Source organism: Streptomyces sp. NPDC049627, assembly GCF_044465645.1.
Taxonomy (GTDB): Bacteria; Actinomycetota; Actinomycetes; order Streptomycetales; family Streptomycetaceae; genus Streptomyces.
The window spans coordinates 846396-860422 of record NZ_JBITLW010000001.1; the positions used below are offsets into that span (position 1 = coordinate 846396).

A 14027-nucleotide genomic window follows, 5' to 3' on the forward strand; every position below is an offset into this window, starting at 1 on the left:
ATGACCACCCGAGGCCCGGTCCACGAGGCGCTGGCGGCGCTGCCGCTGGTGGACCACCACTGCCACGGGGTGGTCACCACCGACCTGGACCGCGGCGGCTTCGAGTCCCTGCTCACCGAGGGGGGCGAGCCGTGGCCCGGCATCTCGTCCTTCGACACCCCGGCGGGTGTGGCGGTACGCCGCCACTGCGCGCCCCTGCTCGATCTGCCGCGCCACGCCCCCGCCGACGCGTACCTGGACCGGCGCGCCGAGCTGGGGTGGCGCGAGGTGAACCGCCGGTTCCTGGCCGCCGCCGGAACCGAGGTGTTCTGTGTCGACACCGGGTACACCCCGCACCGGATCACCGCGCCCGGGGAACTGGCGGAGAGCGCCGACGGGGCCGCGTACGAAGTCGTACGGCTGGAGGCGGTCGCGGAGGCCGTGGTGGCCGCGGGGGTCGAGCCGGACGCGTACGCCACCGCGTTCCGGGCGGCGGCCGAGGAGGCCGTACGGCGTCCGGGCGTGGTGGCCGTGAAGTCGGTGGCCGCCTACCGCACCGGCTTCACCCTGGACCCGGCGCGCCCCACGGGCGCGCTCGTCACCGCGGCGGCCCGGCAGTGGCTGGCGGACGGCGGACGGCTGGCCGACCCGGTCCTGATGCGGCACCTGCTGTGGACGGCGGTGGACCTGGGGCTGCCCCTCCAGTTGCACACGGGTTTCGGCGACAACGACATCCGCCTGCACCGGGTGGACCCCACGCTCCTGACGGACTGGCTGCACCTCACCAAGGGCACGATCCCCGTCCTGCTCCTGCACTGCTGGCCGTACCAGCGCCAGGCCGCGTATCTCGCGGCGGTGTTCGAGCAGGTGTATCTGGACGTGGGCCTCACCCTGCACCACGTAGGCCCCGCTCGCTCCCGGGCGATCCTCGCGGAGGCCCTGGAGATCACCCCGTTCCGCAAGCTGCTGTACAGCTCCGACGCCTATGGTCTGGCCGAGTTCTACCAACTCGGTGCCCTGGCGTTCCGCCGCGGCCTGGGCGACCTGCTCCAGGACCGGGTGGACGCCGACGAACTGAGCCTGCCGGACGCGCTGCGGATCGCGGCGTGGACGGCCGGCGACAACGCCCGCCGCCTCTACGGACTGCCCACGACCGATCCCGTCTGCGCTCCCACCCCCGAATCCCGTCCGCACCGCGACTGAGCGTTCGCAATTCCCGGAAAGTATGATCAAGCAATGTCTGACATGACCGAAACCACGCCCGGCTGGCTGACGAGCGACGAGCTGGAGCAGGCACGCGCCCGCATGCCGATCCTGTACGTCGAGGCCGTGCCCGTGCGCGTCGACGACAGCGGCGAGGTCACCAGTATCGGCCTCCTGCTGCGCATCGGACCGGACGGTACGGTCAGCCGGACCCTGGTCTCCGGCCGCGTGCTGCACCACGAGCGGGTCCGCGACGCCCTCCTGCGCCACCTGGAGAAGGACCTCGGCCCGGTGGCACTCCCCCGCGTCCCGACCTCCCTGCAGCCGTTCACCGTCGCGGAGTACTTCCCGACACAGGGCATCACGCCCTACCACGACCCGCGCCAGCACGCGGTCTCCCTCGCCTACGTCGTCCCGGTCACCGGCGACTGCCGCCCCCGCCAGGACGCCCTCGACCTGGTCTGGTTCAGCCCGCAGGAGGCCCTGTCCCCCGCGGTGCAGAGCGAGATGCCGGGCGGTCACGGGGTGCTGCTGAAGCAGGCGCTGGCACATGTGGGCTGCGTGATCTGACCGGCGAAGGGGCCGCGGGGCATGTCCGTCGTCGGCGTCGGCGCCGGGATCGTCGGCGCGTCCGTGGCGTCGACACGTCCCCGGCTCGCCTCGAGGGAGGGGCAGCTGCCGATGACCGCCCCTCACACCTGGGCCTCCGAGTAGCTGCGCCGCTGCCGTCCGAGGGACGGCGCCTGACGCGGTCCCGGGCATCGGGAGAGATGCCTGTCAGGCGGCACGGCCGACCGCACCGAGGATCAGCTCCTCCAGCTGCTGAGCGACCTGGTCCAGGGGCTGCATGCTGCGCTTGGCCCGGCACAGGGCGATCGCGCCCTCGACGGACGCCACGATCAGCGCCGCCAGCCCCGGCGCTCGCTCCGGGTCGGCGCCGTGCGCGCACAGCGTCTCGACGAGCAGCCGCTCCCAGTCCTGGAAGGCCTCGGCGGCGGCGACCAGAGCCGGTGGGCGCTCATCGGCCGGCGGTTCCTCGACGGAGACGGCCAGCACGGGGCACCCGGCGCGAAAGTCGCTCTCGACGACGATGCCGCGCCACAGGGCCAGGAAGGCGCGCAGCCCGGCGACCGGCCCGGCGTCCAGCTCCCCGCGCAGAATGCCGGAGACCGCCGCGCCCGCGTACCGCACCGCCTCGGTGGCCAGTTGCTGCTTCCCGTCGGGGAAGTAGTGGTACGTCGAGCCGAGCGGCGCCTTGGCGTGCTTGGCGACCTCCCGGATGCTCGCGGCGTTCAGGCCGCGCCTGCTGATCAGGTCGGCCGCCCCCGCCACGATGCGGTCACGCGACGGCGCGCTGGATCTGGCCAAGACCGTGCTCCCCTCTGGCTATAACGCTCGTCATAGTCTAGCGTGACCTTCTCTTATAACGACTGTCATAGGCCGAGGAGACGTCGTCATGCCGATGATCCGGCTCACCGTTGCGCCCGCTTCACTGACCGAGGAGGGCCGCAAGACCGTCCAGCGCGACCTGGCCGCCGTACTGCTGCGCTGGGAGGGCGCGCCCGACACCGCGTTCTTCCGGGCCCAGGCCTGGAGCTACCTGGTCGAACTGCCCGAGGGCGCGCAGACCACCGCCGAGGACGACGCGCCCCGCTTCCTGGTCGAGGTGACGGTGCCGCAGGGCGCCCTCTCCGAGCGCCGCAAGGCCGGCCTGGTCGAGGACGCCACCAAGACGGTGCTGGAGGCGGCCGGGCTGTCCCGGGACGACGCCCTGCGGGTGTGGGTGCTGGTGCACGAGCAGCCCGACGGCACCTGGGGCGCGGGCGGCTCCGTCATCCGCTACGCCGACCTCGTGGCCCTGGCGAAGGGGCAGCGGGCCGATGCGTGAACTGACCTACGCCGCCCGGCACTCGGTCGAGTGGCGGGAGGCGCCCGACCCCGAGCTCCGGTCGGACCAGGAGGCGATCGTCGCCCCCGTGGCCGCGACGTCCTGCGACGTCGACTCCGCGATTCTCGCCGGGCACAGCTTCGTCGATCCGCCCTTCGCCCTCGGCCACGAGTGCGTGGCCAGAGTCGTCGAGACCGGCGACGCGGTGACGTCCGTGGCCCCCGGTGACCTCGTGGTCGTGCCCTGGTCCATCCACTGCGGCACCTGCGCCAACTGCCGCGCCGGACTGACCGCCCACTGCACGGCCGTACCCCACATGGCGATGTACGGCGCGCCGATCGGCGGCAGTTGGGGAGGGCTCTTCTCCGATCTGGTCCGCGTGCCGTGGGCGGACGCCATGCTGGTGCCGCTGCCCGGCGATCTGGACCCGGTCGCCATGGCGTCGGCCAGCGACAACTGGTCCCTGTCCTGGCGCCTGGTCGCCCCGCACCTCAAGGCCAGGCCCGGCGCCCGCGTCCTGGTCGTCGCCCGTGGCAGCATCGGCCTGTACGTGTGCGACATAGCCCGCGCCCTCGGTGCCTCCGAGGTGCTCTACGTCGACCCGGAACCGGCCCACCGCGAGATCGCCCACGGGTTCGGCGCCGCCACCGCCGAGGCGCTGGAACCCGTCCGGCACGGGTTCGACATCGCCGTCGAGGCCACGGGCCGCGTCGACCAGCTCGCCCTGGCCGTCAAGTCCCTCGCCCCGGAAGGAGTCTGCGAGTCCACAGGCAACCACTTCCGTCCCGGCGAGCTGCCCCTGCTCGACATGTACCTCACCGGCGTCACACTGCGCATCGCCCGCGACAACGTCCGGGGCCACATCCCCGACGCCCTGGAACTCGCCCGGTCCGGCAAGGTCGACCCGCGGCGGGTCGTCTCCCATGTCATCGACTGGGAGCAACTCCCCGACGCCCTGCCCCAGAAGCACCTCAAGCCCGTCTTCGTCCGGGCCGAAGGCTGACGCCCGGCCGGCTCCGCGGCCGCCTCCCACCGCTCAGGAGTGGGTGACCTTGATCCGGGAGATGCGGACCTCGCCGTAGTTGCCGTCGGCGCACGGCTCGGAGTTGGCGCAGTTGGCCTGCGTGTAAGCCCCTGCCTTGAAGTAGTTGGTGTCACCGTCGTGGGAGATCGTGGTCTGCAGGCGGCCGTTGTAATACGCGCCGATCTCCCCGTCCCTGGCCACGAACTTCGCCTCGAACTCGGTGCCCGGCTCGTAGTCGTCGGTGACGAGGTGGTGGTGGCGGTCGTCGCCGTCGGTGACGTACAGGCTGCTGCCTTCGAGGCGGAACGCGGTGACGTCGTCGTCCCCGCCGTGGACCTGCGCGCCGACCACGTACGGCCGCTCCCCGGGCAGTGCCGTGAACGCCTCCCTGACCACGAGGGTGTGGGTGCCGTCCGTCGTGGACCATTCCGCTTCGTCCGCGCCGCCGGCGGTCATCTCCCGCAGCTCGGCACGCGGGTAGCTGGAACCGCCCGTCGTCACACCGTTGACGGCGGCCCGGAATCTCACCGCGGCACAGCCGGCCTCGGCGCGGAACCAGGGGTCGGCGGAGAAGGCCGCCAGCTCGGGCTGGGTGATCTCGGTGGGATCCTCGTCGTCGCCGGTGGGCAGGGTGAGCTTCCAGTTCGTCAGGTCGAGGACGTCGGCGGGGTACGTGCACCGGGCGGCCGACCGGTCGTGCGGGGCCGGAGCGCCGGCGTGGGCGGACAGCGTGAACGTGGCGGCCGAGACGACCGCGGTGATGCCGGCCGGCACGAGGATCCGGGGGCGTGGCATGGAGGGCTCCTCTGTCGGGGGCGTGCGGTCGGTGCCGACGCGTACCGTACGGGCCGTTGCCGGGACGGGTCCCGGGCCCGGTGATCTCACCGCTGATACGCATGCGTGCGACTGATGAAGGGTCTGGGTAGACACTGCGTGCGGTCCGCCCTGCGCAGTACGGTCGATCCGTGCGCGCGGGCCTGCGCCGTGTGTGTTCCGGACTCGACCGAGGGGGAAGATCCGTGCGTTCCGGGGACCAGTTCGCCGACCGCTACGTCCTCAAGGAGATCATCGGCGCGGGGCGGGGCGGCGATGTGTGGCTGGCCCACGACACGGTGGTGGGTCAGGACGTCGCACTGAAACCGGAGCGTACGGACGGTGAGAGCGAGACCGCGGTACGGCGGCTGCTGGGCGAACCGCGCGCCATGGCCAAGTTCCGCGATCACCCCCATGTGGTGACCTTGTTCGACGTGGTGACCGTGGAGCAGGACGAGAACGCGGCGCGGGACGGGCACGGGGCGCGGGACGGGCACGGGGCGCGGGACGGGCACGGGGCGCGGGACGGGCACGGGGCGCGGGACGGGACGCAGACGTACTGGTTCGTCATGGAGTACGTCCCCGGCGGCGGCCTGGACCGGCAGCCGACGGTCTCTCCCGAGCGGGCGGCCCGCATCGGTGCCCAGCTCGCCGACGCGCTGGCCGCCCTGCACGAGGCGGGCATCGTCCACTGCGACGTCAAGCCGGCCAACATCGGCCTCACCCGGCACGGCGCCGCGAAGTTACTGGACTTCGGTGCCGCCTACCGGGTCGGCGGCACCGAGACCATCACCGTCAACGGCCCGTTCAGCTTCACCCCTGACTACGCCGCCCCCGAGCTGGCCCGGGGCAACGTCCCCCGGCCGGCCTCGGACGTGTTCTGCCTGGCCGCCACCCTGCACGCGTTGGTCACGGGTGCGCCGCCGCGCGGTGGCGCCCCCCTGGAGGACGCCGGCACCGGCGGGCCGCAGGACGACGGCGAGGAAGCCGAGCGGCTGCGGTACTGGAAGGCCGAACAGGGCGTCGTCGAGCTGGACTCCGCCGCCGTCGGGCCGCTGTACCCGGTGCTCACCGCCATGCTGCAACGCGACCCACGGCAGCGCCCCGAGGCCGTCGAGGTCAAGCGGCTCCTGGAGGACGTCGCCGCAGCCGATCCGACCACGCCTCGGGACACGGCCACCACCGTCACCGGGCGCCGGCGTCTGCGCCAGCCGCTGATCGCGGCCGCCCTCGGCGTCAGCTCCGTACTGGCCCTTGGTCTCGCCGTGATCCCCGGCCACGGTGACGACGACAAGGGCACCCCCGGGCCCGGGCGGAGCCGGCTGGAGGCGGACGCCTCAGGCGGTGGGCCGCAGTCCCTGATCGGCGATCCGCACACGGCCGATGTGTGTGCCCTGACCGACCCAGCCGCTCTCGGCCGGTTCGGCGACGGGGACGTCCATGTGGACGTGGACTACGGCAACTTCGACCGCTGCGACGTACTCGTGGGCGTCGGCGACGGGACCCGGATCGACGTGTCGGTCCGCCTCCTGCGGGGCACGCCGCCCGAGGGGTCGAAGCCCTCCCGCACCGTCGGGAGAATCGGCATCCGGGAGGACGAGTCGGAGCGCGACGAGTGCAAGCTGCTGCTGACGTCCGAAGGCGACACGGAGGGCACCCTGGTCGGGGTCCGCGTCAACATGGGCAAGGGCTCCGTGCTCGGCGGCGACGCGACCCTGTGCACGGTCGCGGACAAGGCCGCCACGAGCGCGGCCGAGGTCCTCGACCGCGGTCCGGTCCCCCGCCGTTCCCCGGCCTATCCCCGCTCGTCGCTGGCCTGGAAGGACGCCTGCAAGCTCCTCGACGCCAAGGCGCTGTCCGTCGTCCCCGGCCTCAAGACCGACGTGCCGGACGTCGGCGTCGCGAACTGGAGCTGCGAGTGGTCGAGCGACGTCGACGAGCTGGACGCGGAGGTGAGCTTCTTCCGGGATCAGCCCAAGTCCGCGGAGGACGGCGCCACCACCGTCACGCTCGGCGGACACCGCACCATCGTCGAACCGGGCGACGACGGCGACACCTGCTCGGCCTTCGTCGAGTACCGCAGATACAGCGGCCGGAACGCCGAGACGGCCGCCGAGATGGTGCGCCTGGACGTCAGCGGGCAGCGGACCGAGGACCGGCTCTGCGCGATGGCCGAGGCCCTCGCGGCCTCCGCCGCCACCGGACTCCGCGCGCAGTGACGCGGCGGGGGCGTTGCCGCTCCCCCCAAGGACGCCCTCAGGGCGCGGAGTCCGGCCAGTCCTCGTCGTCCTCCATCAGCTCCAGATCCGGCGGCACGAGGGTCGTCGACTCCACGAGCCCCCTGATCAGGTTGTGCAGCAGGCTGTTGTCGGCGGGGCGGCCCTCCGACTTGTCGTGCAGCAGCGGGTACTTGAAGCCGGTGCCGTGCAGCCGACGGCGTACCGCCTCGATACGGAACTCGATCCTGCGCTCGTTCCACCTGTCCTCGGGGCGGAGGTAGGCGAGCCGCTCGGCTGCCTGACGGTATGTCAGGGGCCGGGGATCCTCCTCGTACAGCAGATAGCGCTGACCGAGCACCACCAGCAACAGCCGCTCGTCGTCGTCCAGCGACCAGGTCTCCGGCCGTACGGTCTCGGCACGCCGCCGCGACACCGGCCCCTGGTCGTCATGGCCCGCCACGTACAGCTCGACCAGGTGCTCACGGTAGCCGGAGCCCTTGACGAACAGCGGGGTGTAGCCGGTGGCGAGCGGGATCGGCTCGGTGGTGAGGTGCATCATCCGGCCTCGGGGCAGGCGCACGAGCTGCTGACCGGTGTTGCGCAGCCACCACAGGCCTTGACGGTGCGTCAGCTCGCCGTGCCGTCGGCTCACCCGCAGATCGTCCACGCCGACACCCAGGTCCACGTCCGGCTTCTCACCGCGCCCGAAGCGGACCGTCAGCCCCTGGCGGGGCGGGGCGCTGAGCTCACCGGTGACCGTGCGGGCGTGCAGCGTCCCGGGCGTGGTGGGCGCCACACCACGCGCGAGGCTGGCGGAGAGGGGCATCGCTGGTCTCCTCGGTTCGTGAGCTTCTCGGTCGGCGTCCGGCGTACTCAGTGTCAGTCCCCCGTCGCGGGACCCCTCCCGCGAGTCATTACCGATCCACGGGCGGTCGTCGTTCTCCACCACGTCGTACACCGTGATCACCTTCGGGTGCTCGCGCAGTTGCGCCGCCTACAGCGCCTCCTTGCGGACGTGTCCGGCTCGTGCGGTACGTCGATCTCCTTGACCGCCACCCGGAGGCGCCCGCCGTCAGCCCGGGCGCTCGCCGCCCCATGCTCACGCGCCCCGCCCGGGAGCCCTCCCGGACCGGGCCCGAAAGAGGACGAGTCCGGCCCGGCGGCGTCGATCCGGCCCCCGAGCGGCCAAAAGGCCGTATCGGTAAGCCCCGATACGACCTCTGACCTGCTGGTCGACCAGGACCCGGCCCTGGGACGGGCGCCGGGTCCTCGTCAGGACATCGTCCACTGCTGGCTGGCCGCGCCGGTGCCGGTCAGCTGCACCACATGGGCGCCCGCGGTGGTGGAGGAGGAATCGACACTGATGTGCAGCCCGCTGCCCATGTTGACGAGCATGAACTTGGAGCCGGTGAGGCTGCCCACGAGGTCGGCGGCGAACTGCTGGTTGGCGCCGCCGTTGCAGGTCCACTGCTGGAGCTGCACGTTCTCCGCGGTCGACCGGCTCGGCACGTCCAGGCACAGGCCGCTCTTGACGCTGACGAGCGTGTAGACGTTGTCCGCCACCCGGTTCAGCTTCCACTTCTGGTTGTCGCCGCCGTTGGACTGCCACTGGATGACCTTGCCGCCGTTGGCCGTTGAGCCGCTCGCGACGTCCATCAGCATCGAGCTGCCCGCGTTGGTCAGGGTGTGGACCCCGTCGCTGGGGACTCCGGAGTCCGGTGTCCAGGTGCCCGCGGTCGTGTCGAGCGTCCAACTGGGGTACTGGCCGACGTTGACCACGGTGCCGCGGATGGTCATCGGCAGCCAGATCAGCTGGGAGTTGCCGAGGTCGGCGGGGTTCCACCGGTCGCCGGCGTAGATGTACGTGGTGCCGGAGGTGCCCTGGACGGTGATGATGTTCGCCGTCTGGCTGTTGTACGTCCGGGTGCCGGGGGCGGCGAAGTTCCGCATGGGCGCCCATGGCCCGCCCAGCGACGTGGCCGTGGTGTAGACGTTGTCGTTGGTCCGCCAGCCGGTCAGGAGCGAGGCCAGCAGGTAGTACCTGCCCTCGATCTTGACCATGGCGGGCGACTCGAAGCTGTTCGCCGAGCCGCCGCTGCCCAGCACGGCCACGTTGCTGACCACGGACAGGTAGTCGGCGGAGAGCTTGTAGATGTGCAGGCCGTTGTTGCGGTCCTCGCTCAGCAGGTACCCGGTGCCGTCGGTGTCCTGGAACAGGCCGATGTCCCGGCTCAGGTTGCCCATCGGCCGGAAGCTGCCCCGGTAGGTGTAGGGCCCGCACGGCGTGCTGCTGGTCGCCACACCCACCCTGGCGTCGGCGTAGGTGCGGCTGTCGATGTGCATGTACATCACGTACATGCCGGTCGAGGCGTTGTGGATGACCTTCGGCCGCTCCACGACGCGGTCCGGCCCGAGGTCGCCGCTCTCCTGCTTCGCCAGCGCGACGCCCTGGTGCTTCCAGCTGTGGAGGTCGGTGGAGGTGTAGCAGGGGATGTCCTGGAACGAGGTGTCGGTCGAGGTCTCCCCGGTCTTGTCCTCGCCGAACCCGTACCAGGTGTCACCGACCTTGATGATGCCCAGGCCGTGCAGTTGGAGCGTGTTGCCGTTCTGGTCGGTCCTGGTCGCTCCCAGGGTGAACGACACGGTGGCCGCGTTCGCCTGCGTGGCGGGCAGCAGCAGCGCCAGCAGGCTGCCCAGCACGGCGAGGACCGGCACGCCGGCTCTCTTCCACCGGCCGCGCGGCGGCAGGGGGTGCGGATGTCTCTTCGACATGCTTCGTCTCTCCTCTGAGCACGGGCCCCCGGGGCGCACGGGAGGGAACTCCCCGCAACGCAACGGTGGCTGGAAGATGCCCATTCGGCGGTGATCGGTTCTGTGACATAGCAGTCGCAGATGTGTGAATCTGTCAAGACTCGCGATCGGATTTGTTCAGTCGGCATCCGTGTTTCGACCGGTCGAACAACGAAATATCCCCGCACCGTTGACCATCCGGCCTCACAGGGATACAACTGCCCTTGCGATCGAAAACGTTGAATGTTGCTTGTTTATGTTCAATACCTGCTCACTCAACGGAGAGGTTGACCCTGGCCATGGCAGCTTCAGGCAGCCACGAAATGCCCGATCCGAATGCGTACGGCTCTCCAGGAGGCCTCTCCCGTCGGGGCCTCCTCAAGGGCGCCGCCGTCACCGCCGGAGCCGCCGCGCTGGGCGTCGGCTCGGCCGTGACGGCCGCCGCGGCCGACGCCCGGGTCACCGCGACGGCCCCCGACGGCAGCACCACCATCACCATGTCCCTGACCGGCGGCGCACTGAGCTGGGCGGCCGAGCGCCGGGGCGCTACGGTGGTGGACACCTCCGTCCTGGGGCTGAGACTGAGCGACGGGACGATGCTCGGCCGCAGCGGTACGGTCGTCACCAAGTACCAGCACTGGACCGTCGACAACACCTGGACCCCGGTGTACGGCCGTAACGCGACCGTCCGGGACCGCTACCAGGAGATGCGCTGGAACCTCCAGGACACGGCCACCCGGATCAACTTCAGTGTCCAGATCCGCGCCTACTCCAGCGGTGTCGCCTTCCGGTACGTGCTGCTCGACCAGGGCACCGCCACCGTCGCCGACGAGCTGACCACGTTCGTCTTCCCCGACGACACCCTGGTCTACAGCGCCCGCGACGAGGACCCGTACAACCCGGTCGCCCCCGGCGCGATCCCCTCCACCGGCACCTCCACCACGGACACCGGCCCGCTGACCGACCTGCCGCTGACCGCCACCTACGCGACGGGCGGGCTGATCGCCTGCGTCTGCGAGTCCTCCCGCGTCAATTTCCCGCGACTGATGCTCAGTTCCGTACCGGGCCGGCCGGGCACCCTCGCCGCCTACCTGATGGAGCACACCGGGCGCGGTGCGGACACGGTGCAGACGGCCTCGACGGTCACCACACCCTTCGCCACTCCGTGGCGTGCCGTCGTCACCGGCTCCACCCACGCCGAACTGGTCGACAACGCCGAACTCGTGCTCAACCTGGCCCCCGCCACCGCGCTGACCGACACCTCGTGGATCAGGCCCGGCAAGGCCTTGCGCTGCCAGCTCACCACCGCCGCCGGGATGGCCGGCGTCGACTTCGCCGTGGCCCGGGGCCTGCAGTACATCGAGTACGACGGCGGATGGTACGGCGACGGCAACCACAGCACCGACGCGACGAAGCCGATACCGGAGATCGACCTGCCCGCGGTCATCTCCTACGCCACGAGCAAGGGCATCGGCGTCCTCCTCTACGTCGACCGCAGAGCGGCGCACAGCCCCGACAGCCTGTTCGGCCTCTACGGGAGCTGGGGCGTCGCGGGCGTCAAGCTCGGGTTCATCAACGACGGCACCCAGGCGATGACGAACCAGATCACGAACTGGGTCAGGACGGCGGCCAAGTACGAGCTGCTGATCGACCTGCACGACAATGTGCGGCCGTTCGGCTACGAGCGCACCTACCCGAACTGGATCACCTTGGAGGGCGTGCGCGGCAACGAGCGCTTCCCGACCGCGAGCCACAACGTCACCCTGCCGTTCGCCCGCAACATCGGCGGCCCGATGGACTACACCATCTGCTACGGGCAGTCGCGGAACCAGACCACCAATGCCCACCAGATGGCGATGGCCGCCGTCTACTACCAGCCGCTGGCCTTCCTCTACTGGTACGACTCCCCGTCCAAGTACGCCAACACCGCCAACTGGCCCGGGTTGCCGTGGTTCGACGCCATCCCCGCCACCTGGGACCAGAGCCGCACCCTCGCCGGGTCGATCGGCCAGTACGTGGCGGTGGCCCGCCGCAAGGGCACCACCTGGTACCTGGGCGCGATGACCAACGAGAGCGCCAGGACGCTCTCCCTCCCGCTGTCCTTCCTCGGCAGCGGCACCTGGACGGCGACGGTCTACGCCGACGGCACTCCGGGCACGTCCGCCTACCAGACCCCCGTCACAGTGAGCACCCGGACCGTCACCTCGGCGACCGCGCTCAGCGTGGCCATGGCCCCCTCCGGCGGTCAGGCGGTGATACTCAAGCCGTCCTGAAGCCGGGGTCGTTGAAAGCTCATCAGCACGGCGATGGAGCCATACCCAAATGACCAAAAGGCCGTTTCAGATCTCTCTGAAACGGCCTCCGGCCTGCGACTCTCTCAAGTCGGGACGACAGGATTTGAACCTGCGACCCCTTGACCCCCAGTCAAGTGCGCTACCAAGCTGCGCCACGTCCCGATGCCCGTCTGACCTGGGGTTTCCCCCGGCCGAACGTGCATGGAAACAATACCGCACTCGGGTCGATGGTCGCGCATCCCTTTATGCGGCGGTCGCCCCTCGTTCATTCGGTCGGGAGACCCAGCCCGGGGTACGCGTCCAGCAGCCGGGGCGGTGCCGCCTGGCGCCAGGAGTCGGCGAGGATGTCGTGCAGTTCCGCCTCGTCCTCCAGGGCCGCGAGCCGGACCCGCACCCAGGCGAACTGGGCCTCGTGGTCGGCGATCCAGAACTTCTCCGGCTCGGCCAGGACGAGTTCGTCGCGCTCCTCCTTGGGGCAGCGCACCGCGATGGAGGTCTCGTCCTCGGGCAGCGTGGCGAACATCTTGCCCGCAACCCGGAACGTGGGCATGCTCCAGGCGATCTTCTCCGTCGTGTCCGGCAGAGACAGGGCGATACGGCGTACGTCTTCGGCATCCTGCATGGAACGCACCGTAGCGGCTGCCACTGACAATCACCTGGTGAGAGCGGTTGCACCAACGTGCTTGTAGTAGAACGTCGTCGGCCGCAGGAGCCCGGACGGGCTCGCCGCGTAGTCGGGGATCACCCCGGCCCGGGTCCACCCGGCCGAGCCGTACAGACGCTCGGCGAGGCTGTCGGTCTCGGTGTCCAGGTGGAGAAGGGTGATCCCGGCATCGATCGCCGCCTGTTCCGCGACCATGAGGAGCCGACGGCCGAGGCCCCGCCCCCGCGCCCGGCGATGCACCATCAGCTTGACCAGCTCGGCCCGATGGCGGCTGTTGGGTTTGTCCGGGAAGACCAGACTGACCGTGCCGACCGTCCGCCCGCCCTCACGGGCCGTCCACACCGCCAGCTGCCCGGCGGCCACGGCGGCGGCGCGCTCCTCCCACCAGGCGATGGCCGCCGTACGGTCGAGGGGTGCGAGGAATCCGACGGAGGCGCCGTCCGCCACCGTGTCCACCAGCAGGTCGGCCAACTCACCGACGTGGTCGCGTAGTTGCCGCTCGTCCAGTCGCGTCGCGGTCACGGCAGGACCACCGCCAGTACATACCGCACCGCCTCGGGCCCCGGGCACCGGAACCGCGTCGGCCCCCACACCCGCATCCGCAGGCAGTCCCCGGCGCCGAGACGGTGCTCGACCTCCTGAACCGTCACGTCGAGCTCTCCTTCCAGAACCCAGATGTGCTGTTCCAGCCCCGGCACGGGCGGCCGGTCGTACGCGATGTCGGCCCCCGCAACGAGCCGCCCTTCGACGACCTCGCCGCGCAGACCGGTGTGCGGCGGCGACACGGATCGTCGTACGAACCCGGAGGAACGGTCCTCCCACACCGGCTGCTCGGCCGCCCGCACCAGCAGGGCGGGCTCGGACTCGACCTCGCTGAGCAGGTGGGACATGGTCCGCCCGTACACATGGCACAGGCGGTTCAGCAGCGCGGCGGTGGGGCTGATCTCCGCCCGCTCCGCGCGGGACAGGGTCGAACGGCTCACACCGCTGCGCTCCGCCAAATCCCCGAGGGACCAGCCGCGTTCGGCGCGCAGTTCGGCCAGGCGGGCACCGAGGCGGGCGTCCACCGGGTCCGGGGTCTCGGCACCGTCCGATCTCTTCTGTTTCACATCCGGGACGTTATCCCATATATGAAACGCCCGCGTTACGGACG

The 14027-nt window shown here is 70.9% G+C and carries 14 protein-coding genes and 1 tRNA gene; 7 read left to right on the plus strand and 8 right to left on the minus strand.

Features of this window, described 5'->3' with window-relative positions:
• Genes ACIBU0_RS03715 through ACIBU0_RS03725 form a run of 3 tightly spaced genes read left to right on the plus strand, consistent with a single transcriptional unit; the run spans position 1 to position 1896 of the window.
• A complete protein-coding gene (locus ACIBU0_RS03715; protein ID WP_398811081.1) occupies positions 1-1182 on the plus strand; it encodes an amidohydrolase family protein in 1182 nt (393 codons plus the stop codon).
• A gap of 42 nt (positions 1183-1224) precedes the next feature.
• Positions 1225-1752 carry an NUDIX hydrolase family protein gene (locus ACIBU0_RS03720; protein WP_194049900.1) on the plus strand — a complete coding sequence of 176 codons (528 nt, stop codon included), beginning with the start codon at positions 1225-1227 and terminating at the stop codon, positions 1750-1752.
• Positions 1753-1773: 21 nt separating this feature from the next.
• Positions 1774-1896 (plus strand): hypothetical protein, encoded by a 123-nt coding sequence (locus tag ACIBU0_RS03725; protein WP_398811084.1) that lies wholly within the window; start codon positions 1774-1776, stop codon positions 1894-1896.
• Positions 1897-1959: 63 nt separating this feature from the next.
• Here ACIBU0_RS03725 and ACIBU0_RS03730 read toward each other — a convergent pair whose 3' ends face one another.
• Positions 1960-2550: a TetR/AcrR family transcriptional regulator gene (locus ACIBU0_RS03730; RefSeq protein WP_398811086.1), complete on the minus strand. Its 591-nt coding sequence runs from the start codon at positions 2548-2550 to the stop codon at positions 1960-1962.
• 88 nt (positions 2551-2638) lie between these two features.
• Between ACIBU0_RS03730 and ACIBU0_RS03735 the strand changes: the two genes are divergently transcribed.
• Both ACIBU0_RS03735 and ACIBU0_RS03740 read left to right on the plus strand, forming a co-directional pair.
• Entirely contained in the window at positions 2639-3070 is a 432-nt protein-coding gene (locus ACIBU0_RS03735) for a 4-oxalocrotonate tautomerase family protein (protein ID WP_398811089.1), read from the plus strand.
• Positions 3063-4073 (plus strand): zinc-binding dehydrogenase, encoded by a 1011-nt coding sequence (locus tag ACIBU0_RS03740; protein ID WP_398811092.1) that lies wholly within the window; start codon positions 3063-3065, stop codon positions 4071-4073. Before ACIBU0_RS03735 ends, ACIBU0_RS03740 begins: the two co-directional genes overlap by 8 nt.
• A 33-nt stretch (positions 4074-4106) precedes the next feature.
• Here ACIBU0_RS03740 and ACIBU0_RS03745 read toward each other — a convergent pair whose 3' ends face one another.
• Positions 4107-4889 (minus strand): polysaccharide lyase family 7 protein, encoded by a 783-nt coding sequence (locus tag ACIBU0_RS03745; protein ID WP_398811095.1) that lies wholly within the window; start codon positions 4887-4889, stop codon positions 4107-4109.
• 224 nt (positions 4890-5113) lie between these two features.
• Between ACIBU0_RS03745 and ACIBU0_RS03750 the strand changes: the two genes are divergently transcribed.
• Positions 5114-7126 carry a serine/threonine-protein kinase gene (locus ACIBU0_RS03750; protein ID WP_398811098.1) on the plus strand — a complete coding sequence of 671 codons (2013 nt, stop codon included), beginning with the start codon at positions 5114-5116 and terminating at the stop codon, positions 7124-7126.
• A 37-nt stretch (positions 7127-7163) separates the two neighbouring features.
• On the opposite strand, the gene ACIBU0_RS03755 is transcribed toward ACIBU0_RS03750, so the two are convergent.
• Both ACIBU0_RS03755 and ACIBU0_RS03760 read right to left on the minus strand, forming a co-directional pair.
• Complete coding sequence (locus ACIBU0_RS03755; protein ID WP_398811101.1) at positions 7164-7952, minus strand: FHA domain-containing protein; 789 nt, start codon at positions 7950-7952, stop codon at positions 7164-7166.
• Between the two features lie 446 nt (positions 7953-8398).
• A complete protein-coding gene (locus ACIBU0_RS03760) occupies positions 8399-9898 on the minus strand; it encodes an RICIN domain-containing protein (RefSeq protein ID WP_398811104.1) in 1500 nt (499 codons plus the stop codon).
• 341 nt (positions 9899-10239) lie between these two features.
• On the opposite strand from ACIBU0_RS03760, the gene ACIBU0_RS03765 reads away from it, so the two are divergent.
• Positions 10240-12189 carry a glycoside hydrolase family 97 catalytic domain-containing protein gene (locus ACIBU0_RS03765; RefSeq protein WP_398811106.1) on the plus strand — a complete coding sequence of 650 codons (1950 nt, stop codon included), beginning with the start codon at positions 10240-10242 and terminating at the stop codon, positions 12187-12189.
• Between the two features lie 109 nt (positions 12190-12298).
• On the opposite strand, the gene ACIBU0_RS03770 is transcribed toward ACIBU0_RS03765, so the two are convergent.
• From ACIBU0_RS03770 to ACIBU0_RS03785, 4 genes are all read right to left on the minus strand, one after another.
• Positions 12299-12372: transfer RNA gene (locus ACIBU0_RS03770), tRNA-Pro, on the minus strand.
• A gap of 103 nt (positions 12373-12475) precedes the next feature.
• Positions 12476-12832 carry an MmcQ/YjbR family DNA-binding protein gene (locus ACIBU0_RS03775; protein ID WP_398811109.1) on the minus strand — a complete coding sequence of 119 codons (357 nt, stop codon included), beginning with the start codon at positions 12830-12832 and terminating at the stop codon, positions 12476-12478.
• A 30-nt stretch (positions 12833-12862) separates the two neighbouring features.
• On the minus strand, positions 12863-13396 hold the full coding sequence (locus ACIBU0_RS03780; RefSeq protein WP_398811112.1) for a GNAT family N-acetyltransferase: 534 nt from the start codon (positions 13394-13396) through the stop codon (positions 12863-12865).
• Positions 13393-13983, minus strand: coding sequence for a helix-turn-helix domain-containing protein (locus ACIBU0_RS03785; protein WP_398811115.1), 591 nt, complete (start codon positions 13981-13983; stop codon positions 13393-13395). Before ACIBU0_RS03785 ends, ACIBU0_RS03780 begins: the two co-directional genes overlap by 4 nt.
• Between the last annotated feature and the right edge of the window lie 44 nt (positions 13984-14027).

Bases quoted from the DNA above. Each gene is read 5' to 3' on its own strand.
- ACIBU0_RS03775 (WP_398811109.1), bottom strand. From the start codon at position 12,832: ATGCAGGATGCCGAAGACGTACGCCGTATCGCCCTGTCTCTGCCGGAC.
- ACIBU0_RS03715 (WP_398811081.1), top strand. From the start codon at position 1: ATGACCACCCGAGGCCCGGTCCACGAGGCGCTGGCGGCGCTGCCGCTG.
- ACIBU0_RS03740 (WP_398811092.1), top strand. From the start codon at position 3,063: ATGCGTGAACTGACCTACGCCGCCCGGCACTCGGTCGAGTGGCGGGAG.
- ACIBU0_RS03760 (WP_398811104.1), bottom strand. From the start codon at position 9,898: ATGTCGAAGAGACATCCGCACCCCCTGCCGCCGCGCGGCCGGTGGAAG.
- ACIBU0_RS03720 (WP_194049900.1), top strand. From the start codon at position 1,225: ATGACCGAAACCACGCCCGGCTGGCTGACGAGCGACGAGCTGGAGCAG.
- ACIBU0_RS03735 (WP_398811089.1), top strand. From the start codon at position 2,639: ATGCCGATGATCCGGCTCACCGTTGCGCCCGCTTCACTGACCGAGGAG.
- ACIBU0_RS03725 (WP_398811084.1), top strand. From the start codon at position 1,774: ATGTCCGTCGTCGGCGTCGGCGCCGGGATCGTCGGCGCGTCCGTGGCG.
- ACIBU0_RS03755 (WP_398811101.1), bottom strand. From the start codon at position 7,952: ATGCCCCTCTCCGCCAGCCTCGCGCGTGGTGTGGCGCCCACCACGCCC.
- ACIBU0_RS03745 (WP_398811095.1), bottom strand. From the start codon at position 4,889: ATGCCACGCCCCCGGATCCTCGTGCCGGCCGGCATCACCGCGGTCGTC.
- ACIBU0_RS03765 (WP_398811106.1), top strand. From the start codon at position 10,240: ATGCCCGATCCGAATGCGTACGGCTCTCCAGGAGGCCTCTCCCGTCGG.